At 69.6% G+C, this 14,927-nt stretch carries 10 protein-coding genes; 6 read left to right on the top strand and 4 right to left on the bottom strand.

Annotated features, from left to right (window positions below; genetic code table 11):
* The first annotated feature begins 98 nt into the window (after positions 1–98).
* The 5 genes from ACZ6S6_RS08670 (at position 99) to ACZ6S6_RS08650 (ending at position 7,365) form a co-directional block, all read left to right on the top strand.
* Entirely contained in the window at positions 99–1,205 is a 1,107-nt protein-coding gene (locus ACZ6S6_RS08670; RefSeq protein ID WP_362965910.1) for a sugar ABC transporter substrate-binding protein, read from the top strand.
* 183 nt (positions 1,206–1,388) lie between these two features.
* The gene (locus ACZ6S6_RS08665) at positions 1,389–2,177 is read left to right on the top strand and encodes an ATP-binding cassette domain-containing protein (RefSeq protein WP_362965930.1); all 789 of its coding nucleotides are present in this window, start codon (positions 1,389–1,391) and stop codon (positions 2,175–2,177) included.
* On the top strand, positions 2,174–3,463 hold the full coding sequence (locus ACZ6S6_RS08660) for a sugar ABC transporter permease (protein ID WP_362965912.1): 1,290 nt from the start codon (positions 2,174–2,176) through the stop codon (positions 3,461–3,463). The genes ACZ6S6_RS08665 and ACZ6S6_RS08660 overlap by 4 nt, the downstream gene beginning before the upstream one ends.
* Before the next feature lie 317 nt (positions 3,464–3,780).
* Positions 3,781–5,709 (top strand): 1-deoxy-D-xylulose-5-phosphate synthase, encoded by a 1,929-nt coding sequence (gene dxs, locus ACZ6S6_RS08655; RefSeq protein WP_469704439.1) that lies wholly within the window; start codon positions 3,781–3,783, stop codon positions 5,707–5,709.
* Positions 5,710–5,859: 150 nt separating this feature from the next.
* Positions 5,860–7,365, top strand: a complete 1,506-nt coding sequence (locus tag ACZ6S6_RS08650; protein ID WP_362965916.1) for an amino acid permease — start codon at positions 5,860–5,862, stop codon at positions 7,363–7,365.
* A 72-nt stretch (positions 7,366–7,437) separates the two neighbouring features.
* Here the strand turns inward: ACZ6S6_RS08650 and ACZ6S6_RS08645 are convergent, their stop codons facing one another.
* Positions 7,438–8,532 carry an LCP family protein gene (locus ACZ6S6_RS08645; RefSeq protein ID WP_469704438.1) on the bottom strand — a complete coding sequence of 365 codons (1,095 nt, stop codon included), beginning with the start codon at positions 8,530–8,532 and terminating at the stop codon, positions 7,438–7,440.
* Between the two features lie 302 nt (positions 8,533–8,834).
* Here ACZ6S6_RS08645 and ACZ6S6_RS08640 point away from each other — a divergent pair, with 302 nt between their 5' ends.
* Positions 8,835–9,917: a PLL family lectin gene (locus tag ACZ6S6_RS08640; RefSeq protein ID WP_469704437.1), complete on the top strand. Its 1,083-nt coding sequence runs from the start codon at positions 8,835–8,837 to the stop codon at positions 9,915–9,917.
* Between the two features lie 107 nt (positions 9,918–10,024).
* Here the strand turns inward: ACZ6S6_RS08640 and ACZ6S6_RS08635 are convergent, their stop codons facing one another.
* The 3 genes from ACZ6S6_RS08635 to ACZ6S6_RS08625 form a co-directional block, all read right to left on the bottom strand.
* The gene (locus tag ACZ6S6_RS08635) at positions 10,025–12,154 is read right to left on the bottom strand and encodes a 3-hydroxyacyl-CoA dehydrogenase NAD-binding domain-containing protein (protein WP_469704436.1); all 2,130 of its coding nucleotides are present in this window, start codon (positions 12,152–12,154) and stop codon (positions 10,025–10,027) included.
* On the bottom strand, positions 12,151–13,377 hold the full coding sequence (locus tag ACZ6S6_RS08630; RefSeq protein WP_362965924.1) for a thiolase family protein: 1,227 nt from the start codon (positions 13,375–13,377) through the stop codon (positions 12,151–12,153). Before ACZ6S6_RS08630 ends, ACZ6S6_RS08635 begins: the two co-directional genes overlap by 4 nt.
* Before the next feature lie 239 nt (positions 13,378–13,616).
* Positions 13,617–14,891: an HRDC domain-containing protein gene (locus tag ACZ6S6_RS08625; protein WP_469704435.1), complete on the bottom strand. Its 1,275-nt coding sequence runs from the start codon at positions 14,889–14,891 to the stop codon at positions 13,617–13,619.
* Positions 14,892–14,927: the final 36 nt, after the last annotated feature.

Here is a 14,927-nt window from a genome sequence, read left to right as displayed (position 1 = left end):
ATCTCGTTAAGAATTTACTCCTTGACGCTGGCCCCGCGGCCGAGTTGACTTCCAGCCACCTCGGCCGCAACGCTGCGGCCTCGTCAGGGAGGTTCGAAATGAACACGCGTATGCGTCGTGCCGCCGTTGCCGTTGCCGCCACCACGATGGCTGTCTCGCTCGCGGCCTGCGGCAGTGCCAAGGACTCGGGCGACAAGGCCAAGGACTCGGGCAAGAAGGGCGACGAGATCAAGATCGGTCTGCTCCTTCCCGAGAACCAGACGGCCCGCTACGAGAAGTTCGACAAGCCGATCATCGAGAAGAAGGTCAGCGACCTCACGGGCGGCAAGGGCAAGGTCGTCTACGCCAACGCCAAGCAGGACGCCACGCTCCAGTCGCAGCAGATCGACACGATGATCACGAACAAGGTCGACGCGCTGATCATCGACGCCGTCGACTCCAAGGCCATCGAGAACGGTGTCAAGAAGGCCAAGGACGAGGGCATACCCGTCGTCGCCTTCGACCGTCTCGCCGAGGGCCCGATCGACGCCTACACCTCCTTCGACAACGAAGAGGTCGGCCGTGTGCAGGGCAAGGCACTGCTGGAGGCCCTGGGCGATGCCGCCAAGCCCACCATCGTGATGATGAACGGCGCCATCACCGACCCGAACGCCGCGCTCTTCAAGAAGGGCGCCAAGTCGGTGCTCGACGGCAAGGTCACGTACGGCAAGCAGTACGACACCAAGGAGTGGAAGGCCGAGAACGCCAACTCCAACATGGAAGCGGCGATCACGGCTCTCGGCAAGGACAAGATCGCCGGTGTCTACTCCGCCAACGACGGCATGGCGGGCGGCATCATCCAGGCCCTCAAGTCGGCCGGTATCTCCAAGCTCCCGCCGGTCACCGGCCAGGACGCGGAACTGGCCGGTGTGCAGCGCATCGTCACCGGTGAGCAGTTCATGAGCGTCTACAAGAGCTACCCGCAGGAGGGCCGGATCGCCGCGGAGATGGCTGTCGCGCTGGCCAAGGGGGAGAAGCTCGACTCGATCGCCACCTCGAAGGTCGACAACGCGAGCACGAAGAGCGTTCCCACCGTCCTGGTCCCGGTTGTCTCGCTGACGAAGGACAACATCAAGGAGACCATCCTCAAGGACGGTATCTGGAAGCTCGACGAGATCTGCACGACCAAGTACAAGACCGCCTGCGACGCGGCCGGTCTGAAGTAGCCCCGGCGCGGGCCGCCCATCGGCGGCCCGCGTGAGCTGCTTCCAGAAGCCTGTCCGGTGCCTCGCCCACCAACTGTCCCGCTACCGGGCGGGGCGCCGGACGGAACGCTTCTCCCAATTCTTCTGCTCGACCACCGCGCCTCCCCTGGGCGCGGCATCCCCGCCGGTCAGGCGGCGAAGGAGCTGGTTCACGTGTCCGCTACGCCCGTGTTGGCGTTGCGAGGGGTCTCCAAGCGGTTCGGTGCCGTCCAGGCGCTCACCGACGTAGAGCTTGAGGTCCACTCCGGCGAGGTGGTCGCCCTGGTGGGTGACAACGGCGCCGGTAAATCAACGCTGGTCAAGACGATCGCCGGGGTGCACCCCATCGATGACGGAGTCATCGAGTGGGAAGGCCGGCCGGTCCAGATCAACAAGCCGCACGACGCCCAGAGCCTGGGCATCGCAACCGTCTACCAGGATCTCGCGCTCTGCGACAACATCGATGTCGTCGGCAACCTCTACCTCGGCCGGGAGATCCGCAAGTTCGGCATCCTCGACGAGGTCGAGATGGAGCGACGCTCCCTCGAACTGCTGAGCACGCTGTCGATCCGCATTCCCAGCGTGCGCATCCCGATAGCCTCGCTCTCCGGCGGACAGCGCCAGACCGTCGCCATCGCCCGCTCGATGCTGGGCGAGCCCAAGCTCGTCATCCTCGACGAGCCCACCGCCGCGCTCGGTGTCGAGCAGACCGCACAGGTCCTCGACCTCGTCGAGCGGCTGCGCGAGCGAGGCCACGCCGTCGTCCTCATCAGCCACAACATGGCCGATGTGAAGGCCGTCGCCGACAAGGTCGCCGTGCTCCGACTGGGCCGGAACAACGGAGTCTTCGATGTGAAGACCACCTCGCAGGAAGAGATCATCTCCGCCATCACCGGCGCCACGGAAAACGCCGTGACCCGTCGTGCGGCGCGCAACGCGGAGGTCCAGAAGTGAAGACCGACAAGACGCCCACCGCAGCCGGCGCGCCCGTGGTCAACCCGGAGGCCGCCGAGGGTGCGGAGACCGCGATCGATCCCCGGCTCCTCGTGCGCGAGCAGGGTTTCGGCGGATACCTCTCCGAGTTCAAGCGGAAGATGCGCGGAGGTGACCTCGGCTCGATCCCCGTGATCATCGGCCTGATCGTCATCTGCGTGGTCTTCCAGAGCCTGAACTCCGAGTTCCTCTCGGCGAAGAACATCAGCGACATCGCCGTGGCGATGGTGGCCACCGGCATGATGGCCATCGGCATCATCTTCGTGCTGCTGCTCGGCGAGATCGACCTCTCGGTCGGCTCGGTCAGCGGTGTCTCCGGCGCCGTCGTCGCCGTACTGAGCGTGACGCACGGCATGAACGAGTGGCTGGCCGTCCTCGTCGCGATCGTCAGCGGCGCCGTCATGGGTGGCCTGCACGGCTTCTTCTTCGCGAAGATAGGCGCGCCCGCGTTCGCCGTCACGCTGGCCGGGCTGCTGTTCTGGCTGGGCCTCATGCTCCAGCTGCTCGGTGACACGGGCACGATCAACCTGGACAGCGACGGCGTGGTCGGCAAGCTGACCACGTACTACTTCACGGACGTCGCCGCCGCCTACGGTCTGGCCGTCATCGCGGTGATCGGCTTCTTCCTCTCCGCGTTCCTGGACAGCCGCCGCCGGGAGGCCGCCGGCATTCCGGCGCGTCCGCTCACCGACATCGTGGTGCGCACCGTCGTGCTCGCGGTGTTCGGCTTCGCCGCCGCGTTCATGTTCAACCAGTACCGCGGCCTGCCGCTCGCGCTGGTGCTCTTCCTCGTCGTCCTGGTGGCCACGGACTTCATCCTGCGCCGCACCGCCTACGGCCGGAAGATCTTCGCGCTCGGCGGCAGCGTCGAGGCGTCCCGCCGGGCCGGCATCAACGTCACCGCGATCCGGGTCTCGGTCTTCGCCATCGCCGGTACGTTCGCGGCGATCGGCGGCCTGTTCTGGGCCTCCAAGATCGCCGCGGCGAACCAGGGCTCCGGCACCGGCGACCTGCTGATGAACGTCATCGCCGCGGCCGTCATCGGCGGCACCAGCCTCTTCGGCGGCCGGGGCCGCACGTGGAACGCGCTGCTCGGCGTCATGGTGATCGTGTCGATCCAGTACGGCCTGTCGCTGGAGGGCATCGCCACGCCGGTCCAGTACATGATCACCGGCAGTGTGCTCCTCGCCACAGTGGTCATCGACTCCGTCACCCGCAAGACCCAGAAGACCGCCGGTCGCGCCTGACCGCGTTGGATGGCGCTGCGCCCGGCATTCCGTCACGGATGCCGGGCGCAGCCGCGTCCGGCGACGGGGGTGCGCCCGGCCGTCCGGGGACACATCCGCCCCACCCCGGACGGCCTCAGGCGCCCGGCCGGGAGCGGCGTCGCCGCTCCTTGGCGCGAGATGTCCGTCGGCACACGGGAAAAGCAAGGGGAATCCGGTGTTTTCCATCGAAGGTGTGGGACATGAACGGGCCCCCTGGCAGACATAGTCCCGTGCGGAACATTTAGACTCTGCTGATCGGCAAGAAGTTCGACCGGCTCATACGCAAGGAGGCACGGGTGCCGTTGCTGACGGACATCAGGGGACCACGCGACCTGGACCGGCTCACCCCCGAGCAGCTGGAGCAGCTCGCCGAAGAGATCCGGACCTTCCTCGTCGACGCCGTCTCCAAGACCGGCGGACACCTCGGACCCAACCTGGGCGTGGTCGAACTGACCATCGCCCTGCACCGGGTCTTCGACTCGCCGAAGGACAAGGTCCTCTTCGACACCGGCCATCAGAGCTATGTGCACAAGCTCCTCACCGGCCGCCAGGACTTCACGAAGCTCAAGAGCAAGGGCGGCCTCTCCGGCTACCCCTCGCGTGCCGAGTCCGAGCACGACGTCATCGAGAACTCGCACGCCTCCACGGTGCTCGGCTGGGCCGACGGCCTCGCCAAGGCCAACGAGGTGCTGGACCGCCCCGACCACGTCGTCGCGGTCATCGGTGACGGAGCACTCACCGGCGGCATGGCCTGGGAGGCGCTGAACAACATCGCCGCCGCCAAGGACCGCCCCCTCGTCATTGTCGTCAACGACAACGAGCGCTCCTACGCGCCGACGATCGGCGGCCTGGCCAACCACCTCGCCACGCTCCGCACCACCGACGGCTACGAACGCTTCCTGGCCCGCGGCAAGGACCTCCTGGAGCGCACCCCCGTCGTGGGGAAGCCGCTGTACGAGACGCTGCACGGCGCGAAGAAGGGCCTCAAGGACTTCATCGCCCCGCAGGGCATGTTCGAGGACCTCGGCCTGAAGTACGTCGGCCCCATCGACGGACACGACCTGGAGGCACTGGAGTCCGCACTCCAGCGCGCCAAGCGCTTCGGCGGACCGGTCATCGTGCACTGCATCACCGAGAAGGGCCGCGGCTACACCCCGGCCCTGCTGGACGAGGCGGACCGCTTCCACGCCGTCGGCAAGATCCACCCCGACACCGGCCTGCCCGTCGCCACCTCCGGCCTCGACTGGACCTCCGTCTTCGGCGAGGAGATGGTCAAGCTCGGCAGGGAGCGCGAGGACATCGTCGCGATCACCGCGGCCATGCTCCAGCCGGTCGGCCTGACCAAGTTCGAGAAGGCCTTCCCGGACCGGATCTACGACGTCGGCATCGCCGAGCAGCACGGCGCGGTCTCCGCGGCGGGCCTCGCCACCGGCGGGCTGCACCCAGTCTTCGCGGTGTACGCCACCTTCCTCAACCGCGCCTTCGACCAGGTCCTGATGGACGTCGCCCTGCACAAGTGCGGTGTGACCTTCGTACTGGACCGGGCCGGGGTCACCGGTACGGACGGCGCCTCGCACAACGGCATGTGGGACATGTCGATCCTGCAGTGCGTGCCGACGCTCCGGATCGCAGCCCCGCGCGACGCCGACCAGGTCCGCGCCCAGCTGCGCGAGGCCGTCGCGGTCGACGACGCCCCGACGGTCGTCCGCTTCTCCAAGGGCGCGGTCGGCCCGTCGGTCAGGGCCGTCGGCACGGTCGGCGGCATGGACGTGCTCCGTGAGCCCGGCACGTCCCGGCCCGACGTCCTGCTCGTCTCCATCGGCGCGCTCGCCCCGATGTGCCTGGAGATCGCGGATCTGCTCGACGCCCAGGGCATCTCGACCACGGTCGTCGACCCGCGCTGGGTCAAGCCCGTGGACGAGGCCATGGCCCCGCTCGCCGCGCGGCACCGCGTCGTCGTCACCGTCGAGGACAACAGCCGGGCCGGCGGCGTCGGCTCCGCCGTCGCCCAGGCGCTGCGCGACGCCGACGTCGACGTACCGCTGCGCGACTTCGGCATCCCGCCGGTCTTCCTCGACCACGCCTCCCGCAAGGAGGTCATGGCCGAGATCGGGCTGACCGCACCGGACATCGCCCGGCAGGTCACCGGCCTGGTCGCCAAGTTCGACGGCCGCTACGAGACGGAGGCGGAGAGCCGCCCCGTGGTGGAGCCCGTCCGGGACTGATCCGTCACGACGTACCACGATTGGGCCGGTCGCCCACCCTGTACGGGTGGTCCGACCGGCCCATTCGCGTGAGGTCGCGCCCCGCGGGGCGTGCCGCGGGCGACCCGGTCCGAATCATGGCGTGCACGACGAGTGCGTGGAGGTACGCCGGTGAGCACGCAGCAGGACCTGCCCCCCAGTGGGGACGGGCTGTTCCGCACCAAGACGATCGAACAGTCCATCCGCGACACCGAGGAGCCGGAGCACGCCCTCAAGAAGTCACTCTCCGCCCTGGACCTCACGGTCTTCGGGGTGGGCGTCATCATCGGCACCGGGATCTTCGTCCTCACCGGCAAGGTGGCCAAGGAGACCGCGGGACCCGCCACCGCCATCGCCTTCGTGGTCGCGGGCGCCGTCTGCGCGCTGGCCGCGCTCTGCTACGCGGAATTCGCCTCCACCGTCCCGGTGGCCGGCTCCGCGTACACCTTCTCGTACGCCTCGCTCGGCGAACTGGTCGCCTGGATCATCGGCTGGGACCTGGTGCTGGAGTTCGCGCTGGGCACGGCGGTGGTGGCGGTCGGCTGGTCCGGCTACGTCCGCTCACTGCTGGACAACATCGGCTGGTCCCTGCCGGACGCGCTCTCCGGAACCGACGCGGCGAAAGGATTCGGCTTCGACATCCTCGCCTTCGTCCTGGTCCTGGTGCTCACCGTCATCCTGGTGCTCGGCATGAAGCTCTCCGCCCGGGTCACGACGGTGGTGGTGGCCATCAAGGTGGCCGTGGTGCTGATCGTGATCATCGCGGGTCTCTTCTTCATCGACACCGCGAACTACTCGCCCTTCATCCCGCAGGCTCAGCCGCAGTCCGCCGGAGATGGTCTGCAGGCCCCGCTCGTCCAGCTGATCTTCGGGTACGCCCCCACCAACTTCGGTGTCATGGGGATCTTCACCGCCGCCTCCGTCGTCTTCTTCGCCTTCATCGGCTTCGACGTGGTGGCCACGGCCGCCGAGGAGACCAAGCTCCCGCAGCGCGACATGCCGCGCGGCATCATGGCCTCGCTCCTCATCTGCACCACGCTCTACGTCGCCGTATCGATCGTGGTCACCGGAATGGAGCATTACACCAAGCTCTCGGTGGACGCCCCGCTCGCCGACGCCTTCAAGGCCGTCGGGCACCCCGTCTACGCCGGGATCATCAGTTTCGGCGCCGCTGTCGGCCTCACCGTGGTGTGCATGATCCTGCTGCTCGGCCAGACCCGGGTGTTCTTCGCGATGAGCCGCGACGGCCTGCTCCCGCGGTTCTTCTCGAAGACGCACCCGCGCTTCCACACCCCGTACCGCCCGACCATCCTGCTCGGCGTGATCATCGCGATCGTCGCCGGATTCACCAGCATCGACGAGCTCGCGACACTGGTGAACATCGGCACGCTCTTCGCCTTCGTGGTCGTCGCCCTGGGCGTCATCGTCCTGCGCCGCACCCGCCCCGGGCTGCACCGCGCCTTCCGCACCCCGTGGGTTCCGGTGCTCCCGATGGTCTCGGTGGCCGCGTCGGTCTGGCTGATGCTCAACCTGCCGGCCGAGACCTGGCTGCGGTTCGGCATCTGGATGGTCATCGGCGTGGTCATCTACTTCTCCTACGGCCGCAAGCACAGCCGGGTGCACCACACCACCGGCTGAGAGGCTGCCGGATGGCCTCGGAAAGCCTGAGAGGCTGCCGGGTGACCTCGCAGCGGCCTGCCCGCCGCCCGGTCAGCCGCCGGTCGCGGGTGACTTCTTGGCGGACTCCGGGATGGCGGCGTCCTCGCGGAGCGCCTTCCAGAGCGTCCCGGCCTGCGGCTGGGCCGCCACCACACGGTTGGGGTCGGTCCGGTCGTACGCCACCGGCAGCATGATGGTCTCCATCGAGTCCGGGTCCACCCCGTTCATCGAACGGGCGAATTCCGTCAGCGACTTGAGCGAGGCGAGACCCTCGTCGGTCGTGAGGGACTTGGTCGCCGAGTTGGCGATCCGGTAGGTGTTGGCCGGACTGCCCAGCAGGTTTTGCGACTTGACCTCGCTGAGCAGGGCGAGCAGGAACTGCTGCTGGAGTCCGATGCGGCCGAGGTCGCTGCCGTCGCCGATGCCGTGGCGGGTGCGGACGTAGGAGAGGGACTCGGTGCCATTGAGCTTGTGGGGCCCGGCGGTGAGGTCGAGTCCGGAGGACTTGTCGTGGATATCCTGGGGGACGTCGACGGTGACGCCGCCGATGGCATCGACGAGGTCCTTGAACCCGGCGAAGTTGATCTCCAGATAGTGGTCGATGCGGACCCCGGACATCTTCTCCACGGTCTTGACCACGCAGGCCGGACCGACCTGGGAGTAGACGGAGTTGAACATCACGCGGTTCGCGGAGTCCACGGAGGAGCCGTCCGCCCTGGCGCACTCGGGCCGGGTCACCAGGGTGTCACGGGGTATGGACACGGCGACGGCCCTGCTGCGGCCCTCGGGGATGTGCACCACCATCGCGGTGTCCGAGCGCGCCCCGCTGACCGCGCCCCCGCCGCCCAGAGCCTTGTTCTCCGCCCCGGCGCGCGAGTCGGAGCCGAGGACGAGCAGATTCTGCCCGCTGGTGGGGAGCTTCTCGGGGCGGTCGTCACCGAGCGCCCTGTCGATGTCGACGCCCTTGATGTTCCCGTCGAGCCGGCTGTAGAGCCAGTACGCCGTCCCGCCCGCGCCGACGAGGATGACCAGGACCGAGAGCAGGACCACCCGCCGTATCCGGCTCCCGCGCGTCCGTACGCGCTTGCGCCGGCGGGGGTTCTCCGGGGAGCTCGGGTGGTCTGGGGCTATGTCGTCCTGGCTCATCCTGAGGGAGTCCTCGCAACTCATGGCCCGGTCGGGGCGTGGGCGATGGGGTGGGACTCGGGTGGGGGCGGAGCCGGTCCACGTCTTCCTGGGACTGAGCACTATAGACAGTCGGCCCGGTGCGCGTACGGGCCCCGCGGCGCGATCGTGACAGTTCGGATACGCACCGGAGCCGGGAGCGGTCGCGAATCGTACGCTGGTGAGCCCCGGAATACCCCTCCGTACCGGGGCTTAGGATGTAACGGATTCGAAATATTGCGCGAGTTGTCGAATGTCAGTTCTGGAAAGGTAATCGCAGACTCATGCTCGGACAGGATGCCCGCGCGACCTCGAAGGTTGCCCCTGAGGCCCAAGCGCTACGCGGCATCTGGCTCACCCGGGGCAAGGACGGCAGGCTCACCGCGTACGTCGCCGGGGACGGCGGCCTGCGCCGCTGGTCGGAGACGCGTCCGGGCGGTCCGGAATGGGACGCCCCGGATGTGGTGCCGCTGCCGGAGCTGACACATCTGTCCGTGACTCAGAACACCGAGGGCTACGTCCACTTCGCCGGCCGCCGCGAACGGCCCGCGGCCGAGGGCGGCGTCACCGTCGACATCGTGCACGCGATCCAGTACCAGACGGGCCGCCCGGTCTCGGCCTGGAACTCGCTGGGCAATCCGCACAAGGAAGCCGATGTGGGTGCCAGGTTCGGCGCGCCCGTCGTCGTGGTGAACGGCTCCGGCGAGGTGCACGTCGCCGCCCGCAACGGGCGCGGCGGCATGATGGTGCGCCGTGAGCGGGCCGACGGCAAGTGGCGCCGCTGGGAGGACCTGCGCTGCACGCGCATCAAGGAGGTCCCCGCGGTGATCGTGCTCAGCTCCGGACGCATCGAGATCCTCGCGGCGACGAACAAGGACGTGCTGCACTGGGAGCAGGAGAAGCCCGGTGGCGGCTGGGGCGAGGTCCGGCGCTCGCAGTTCGCGGTGCGCCCCGGGTCCCTGGCCGTGCTGGAGACGTCCCCCGACCGTGCCACGTACCACTGGACCGACCCGGAGGGCGCCGTTGTCGCCTACCGGCCGGGCGACGACGGGCCGGTGTCCCTCGGCGGCGCCGCGGGCGACGGCGCACACGCGGCGCTCCGCACGGATCTGGACGGCCTCGACTGCACGGTACTGGCCCACCGCGGGGTCGACGGCACGGCGGTCGTCGGCGCCGGGGTGACCGAGAACGAGGCCAACGGGCTGTGGTGGTCCGACACCGGCGTGCCCTGTCAGGGCCCGCCGGCCCTGACGCACGACACTCTCGGGCGGGTGGTGATGGCCGTCGTCGGCGAGGACGGGGCGCCGCGCGTGGCACGCCAGCTGGACGCACCGGGGCTGAGCTTCGACCCGTGGCACCTGCTCTGACTTCCTGGCACGGGTGACCGGGGATCATCCGACTCGGGTCCCGCTGGAGCCTGTTGCACGACAACGGCCCGGCACACCGATGGTGTGCCGGGCCGTCGACTGTCCGCCTACGCCGGGACGCTCGCCACGCCCCGCGCCAGGAACTTCTTCCCGTTGACCCGCTCGGAGACGCCCTCGCGGTCCAGGTACGGCGTGATGCCGCCCAGGTGGAAGGGCCAGCCCGCGCCGGTGATCAGGCAGAGGTCGATGTCCTGGGCCTCGGCGACGACGCCCTCGTCCAGCATCAGGCCGATCTCCTGCGCGACCGCGTCCAGGACGCGGTCGCGGACCTGCTCCTCGGACAGGACGGAGTCGCCCTGCTTCAGGAGGGCCGCGACCTCCGGGTCCAGCTCCGGCTTGCCGGAGTCGTAGACGTAGAAGCCGCGCTTGCCGGCCTTCACGACCGCCGCGAGGTTCTCGGACACCGTGAAGCGCTCCGGGAAGGCGCGGTTCAGGGTCTCGGAGACGTGCAGCCCGATCGCCGGGCCGACCAGCTCCAGGAGCACCAGCGGGGACATCGGCAGGCCGAGCGGCTCGATGGCCTTCTCCGCGACCTCGACCGGGGTGCCCTCGTCGATGACGTTCTGGATCTCGCCCATGAAGCGGGTGAGGATGCGGTTGACGACGAACGCCGGGGCGTCCTTCACCAGGACCGCGGTCTTCTTCAGCTTGCGGGCGACCCCGAACGCCGTGGCCAGCGAGGCGTCGTCGGTCTGCTCGCCGCGGACGATCTCCAGGAGCGGCAGGATCGCGACCGGGTTGAAGAAGTGGAAACCGACGACCCGCTCGGGGTTCTTCAGCTTCGACGCCATCTCGGTGACCGAGAGGGAGGAGGTGTTGGTGGCGAGGATCGCGTGCGCCGGGGCGACCGCCTCGACCTCCGCGAACACCTGCTGCTTGACGCCGATCTCCTCGAAGACGGCCTCGATGATGAAGTCGGCGTCGGAGAAGCCCTCCGCCTTGTCCAGCACACCGGAGACCAGGGCCTTCAGGCGGTTGGCCTTGTCCTGGTTGACGCGGCCCTTGCCGAGCAGCTTCTCGATCTCGGCGTGGACGTAGCCCACACCCTTGTCGACGCGGGCCTGGTCGATGTCGGTCAGGACGACCGGCACCTCCAGACGGCGCAGGAACAGCAGGGCGAGCTGCGAGGCCATCAGGCCCGCGCCCACCACGCCGACCTTGGTGACCGGACGGGCCAGGGCCTTGTTCGGGGCACCGGCCGGGCGCTTGGAGCGCTTCTGGACCAGGTTGAACGAGTAGATGCCGGAGCGCAGTTCGCCGCCCATGATCAGGTCCGCGAGGGCCCGGTCCTCCGCGTCGAAACCGGCGCTCAGGTCGCCGTCCTTGGCCGCGGCGATGATGTCCAGCGCGCGGTACGCGGCCGGGGCGGCGCCGTGCACCTTGGAGTCGGCGATGGCCTTGCCACGGGCGACGGCCTGGTCCCAGGCGTCCCCGCGGTCGACCTCGGGACGCTCCACCGCGACCGTGCCGTTCAGCACGTTCGCGGTCCAGATCAGCGACTGCTCCAGGAAGTCCGCGCCCTCGAAGAGCGCGTCGGCGATGCCGAGTTCGAAGACCTGCTTGCCCTTGAGCTGGCGGTTCTGGTTCAGCGAGTTCTCGATGATCACCGAGACCGCGCGGTCGGCGCCGATCAGGTTGGGGAGCAGCGCGCAGCCGCCCCAGCCGGGGACCAGACCGAGGAAGACCTCGGGCAGCGAGAACGCCGGCAGCGCCTTGGAGACGGTGCGGTACGAGCAGTGCAGGCCGACCTCGACGCCGCCGCCCATGGCCGCGCCGTTGTAGTACGCGAACGTCGGGACCGCGAGGCCGGAGAGCCGGCGGAACACGTCGTGGCCGCCCTTGCCGATGGCCAGCGCGTCCTTGTGCTCCTTGAGCAGCTCGACGCCCTTGAGGTCGGCGCCGACCGCGAAGATGAACGGCTTGCCGGTGATGCCGACGCCGGTGACCGTGCCCTCGGCGGCCTCCTTCTCGACCTGGTCGATCGCGGCGTTCAGGTTCGCCAGCGACTGCGGTCCGAAGGTGGTCGGCTTGGTGTGGTCCAGGCCGTTGTCCAGGGTGATGAGGGCGAAGTTGCCCGCACCTGACGGGAGGTCGAGGTGGCGTACGTGGGCCTGGGTGACGACCTCGCCGGGGAACAGCTCGGCCGCACCCTTCAGAAGCTCGGTGGTGGAACTCACTTGCTGCCTCCGGCTGCGTCGAAGTGCGGGTTCTCCCAGACGACCGTGGCGCCCATGCCGAAGCCGACGCACATGGTGGTCAGGCCGTAGCGGACCTCGGGCTGCTCCTCGAACTGGCGGGCCAGCTGAGTCATCAGCCGGACGCCGGAGGAGGCCAGCGGGTGGCCGTAGGCGATCGCGCCGCCGTACTGGTTGACGCGGGCGTCGTCGTCGGCGATGCCGTAGTGCTCCAGGAAGGCGAGCACCTGTACGGCGAACGCCTCGTTGATCTCGAAGAGACCGATGTCCGAGATGGACAGGCCCGCCTTGGCGAGGGCCTTCTCCGTCGCCGGGATCGGGCCGTAGCCCATGACCTCCGGCTCGACGCCCACGAAGGCGTAGGAGACGAGGCGCATCCGCACCGGGAGGCCCAGCTCGCGGGCGACGTCCTCGGCGGCGAGCAGCGAGGCGGTGGCGCCGTCGTTGAGCCCCGCGGCGTTGCCGGCCGTCACGCGGCCGTGGGCGCGGAACGGGGTCTTCAGACCGGCCAGGGACTCCATCGTGGTGCCCGGACGCATCGGCTCGTCGGCGGTGACCAGGCCCCAGCCCGTCTCACCGACGTCTGCGTTGGTGCGGCGCACGGAGACCGGCACCAGGTCCTGCTGGATGCTGCCGTTGGCGTACGCCTTGGCGGCCTTCTCCTGCGAACGCACCGCGTACTCGTCGGCGCGCTGCTTGGTGATCGTGGGGTACCGGTCGTGCAGGTTCTCCGCGGTCATGCCCATGAACAGGGCGGACTCGTCGACCAGCTTCTCCGACACGAAGCGCGGGTTGGGGTCCACGCCCTCGCCCATCGGGTGCCGGCCCATGTGCTCGACGCCACCGGCGACGACGACGTCGTACGCGCCGAAGGCGATGGAGCCGGCCGTCGAGGTGACGGCGGTCAGGGCGCCCGCACACATGCGGTCGATGGAGTAGCCGGGGACGGACTGCGGCAGACCGGCCAGGATTCCGGCGGTGCGGCCGAGCGTGAGGCCCTGGTCGCCGATCTGGGTGGTCGCGGCGATGGCGACCTCGTCGATCTTGGCGGGGTCCAGGTCCGGGTTGCGGCGCAGCAGCTCCCGGATGGCCTTCACGACGAGATCGTCGGCGCGGGTCTCGTGGTAGATGCCCTTCGGGCCCGCTTTGCCGAACGGGGTGCGGACGCCGTCGACGAAGACGACGTCCCGGATGGTACGAGGCACGGTGGCTCTCCTCCAGGGGGCGGGATGGCACTGCTGCGGGGCACGCCCGGAAGCGCGCCGCCACCCCTCATGCTACTTGCGGGTAACCAGACTGCCCAGTCCTTGCGCCGGGAGCGGCGAAGGTCACATACGCGAAATGGCCCGGACGGCCTTGAAATCGGCCCGTCCGAGCCATGGAACACAGAGTGAGCGCCCGCAGGCCGCGCAACCTGGCCTGAATACGCCCCTGGCTGATGCCCTCAGGCCTCCGGAATCAGCGCGTCGACCAACAGCGGGGTCACCTGTTCGATCTGCCAGTGCCGTGCGCCGTATCCGGCGAGGGCGTGCTCGACCGCGTCCGGCGTCGGGTCCTTCGGCGGTTCCCAGCACACCCGGCGCACGGTGTCCGGAGTAATCAGGTTCTCCTGCGGCATGTGCAGCCGCTCCGCGAGCTCGGACACCGCGGCGCGGGCGGCCGACAGCCGTGCTGCCGCGACCGGGTCCTTGTCCGCCCAGGCGCGCGGCGGCGGCGGGCCCGTCAGCGGCTGGCCGGGCTGCGGGAGCTCCGTGTCGGGCAGCTCCTTCGCCCGCTCGACGGCGGCCTGCCACTGCTCCAGCTGCCGCCGCCCCATGCGGTGGCCGAAGCCGGGCAGCGCGGTCAGCGCCTGGATGCTGGCCGGGAGCGCCAGCGCGGCCTCGACGATCGCGGCGTCGCCGAGCACCTTGCCGGGCGAGATGTCGCGGCGCCGGGCGACCTGGTCGCGGGTGTTCCACAGCTCCCGTACGACCGCCATCTGGCGGCGGCGGCGGACCTTGTGCATCCCGGAGGTGCGGCGCCAAGGGTCCTGGCGCGGGGGAGCGGGCGGCGCCGCGGCGATGGCGGCGAACTCCTCCCGCGCCCACTCCAGCTTGCCCTGCCGGTCGAGCTCCTCCTCCAGGGCGTCGCGCAGATCGATCAGCAGCTCGACGTCGAGCGCCGCGTAGCGCAGCCAGGGATCGGGCAGCGGCCGGGTGGACCAGTCGACGGCGGAGTGCCCCTTCTCCAGCGAGTAGCCGAGCACGCTCTCGACCATCGCGCCGAGGCCGACCCGCGGGAAGCCCGCGAGGCGGCCGGCCAGCTCGGTGTCGAAGAGCCCGGTCGGCGTCATCCCTATCTCGCGCAGACAGGGCAGGTCCTGGGTCGCGGCGTGCAGGATCCACTCCGCTCCGTGCAGCGCCTCGCCCAGCCCGGACAGGTCGGGACAGCCGACCGGGTCGATGAGCGCACTGCCCGCGCCCTCGCGGCGCAGCTGCACGAGATAGGCGCGCTGCCCGTAGCGGTAGCCGGAGGCGCGCTCGGCGTCGACGGCCACCGGGCCGGAGCCCGCGGCGAAGGCCGCGATCACCCCGGCCAGGGCATCGTCGGAGGCCACCACCGGTGGAATGCCCTCGCGAGGTTCGAGCAAGGGGATCGGCGCCGGGGCGACGTCGTCCGGGGGGGCGCCCCCGGTGGTTCGCAGTGAAGTGTCTGCTGCGGTCTCTTGGGCGTCGGTCACGTGTCAAGGGTATCTGTGTATGTGCGGCGCCCGTCG

It is taken from the genome of Streptomyces sp. NPDC048671 (assembly GCF_055587045.1).
This window is presented reverse-complemented; position numbering and strand designations above follow the sequence as displayed.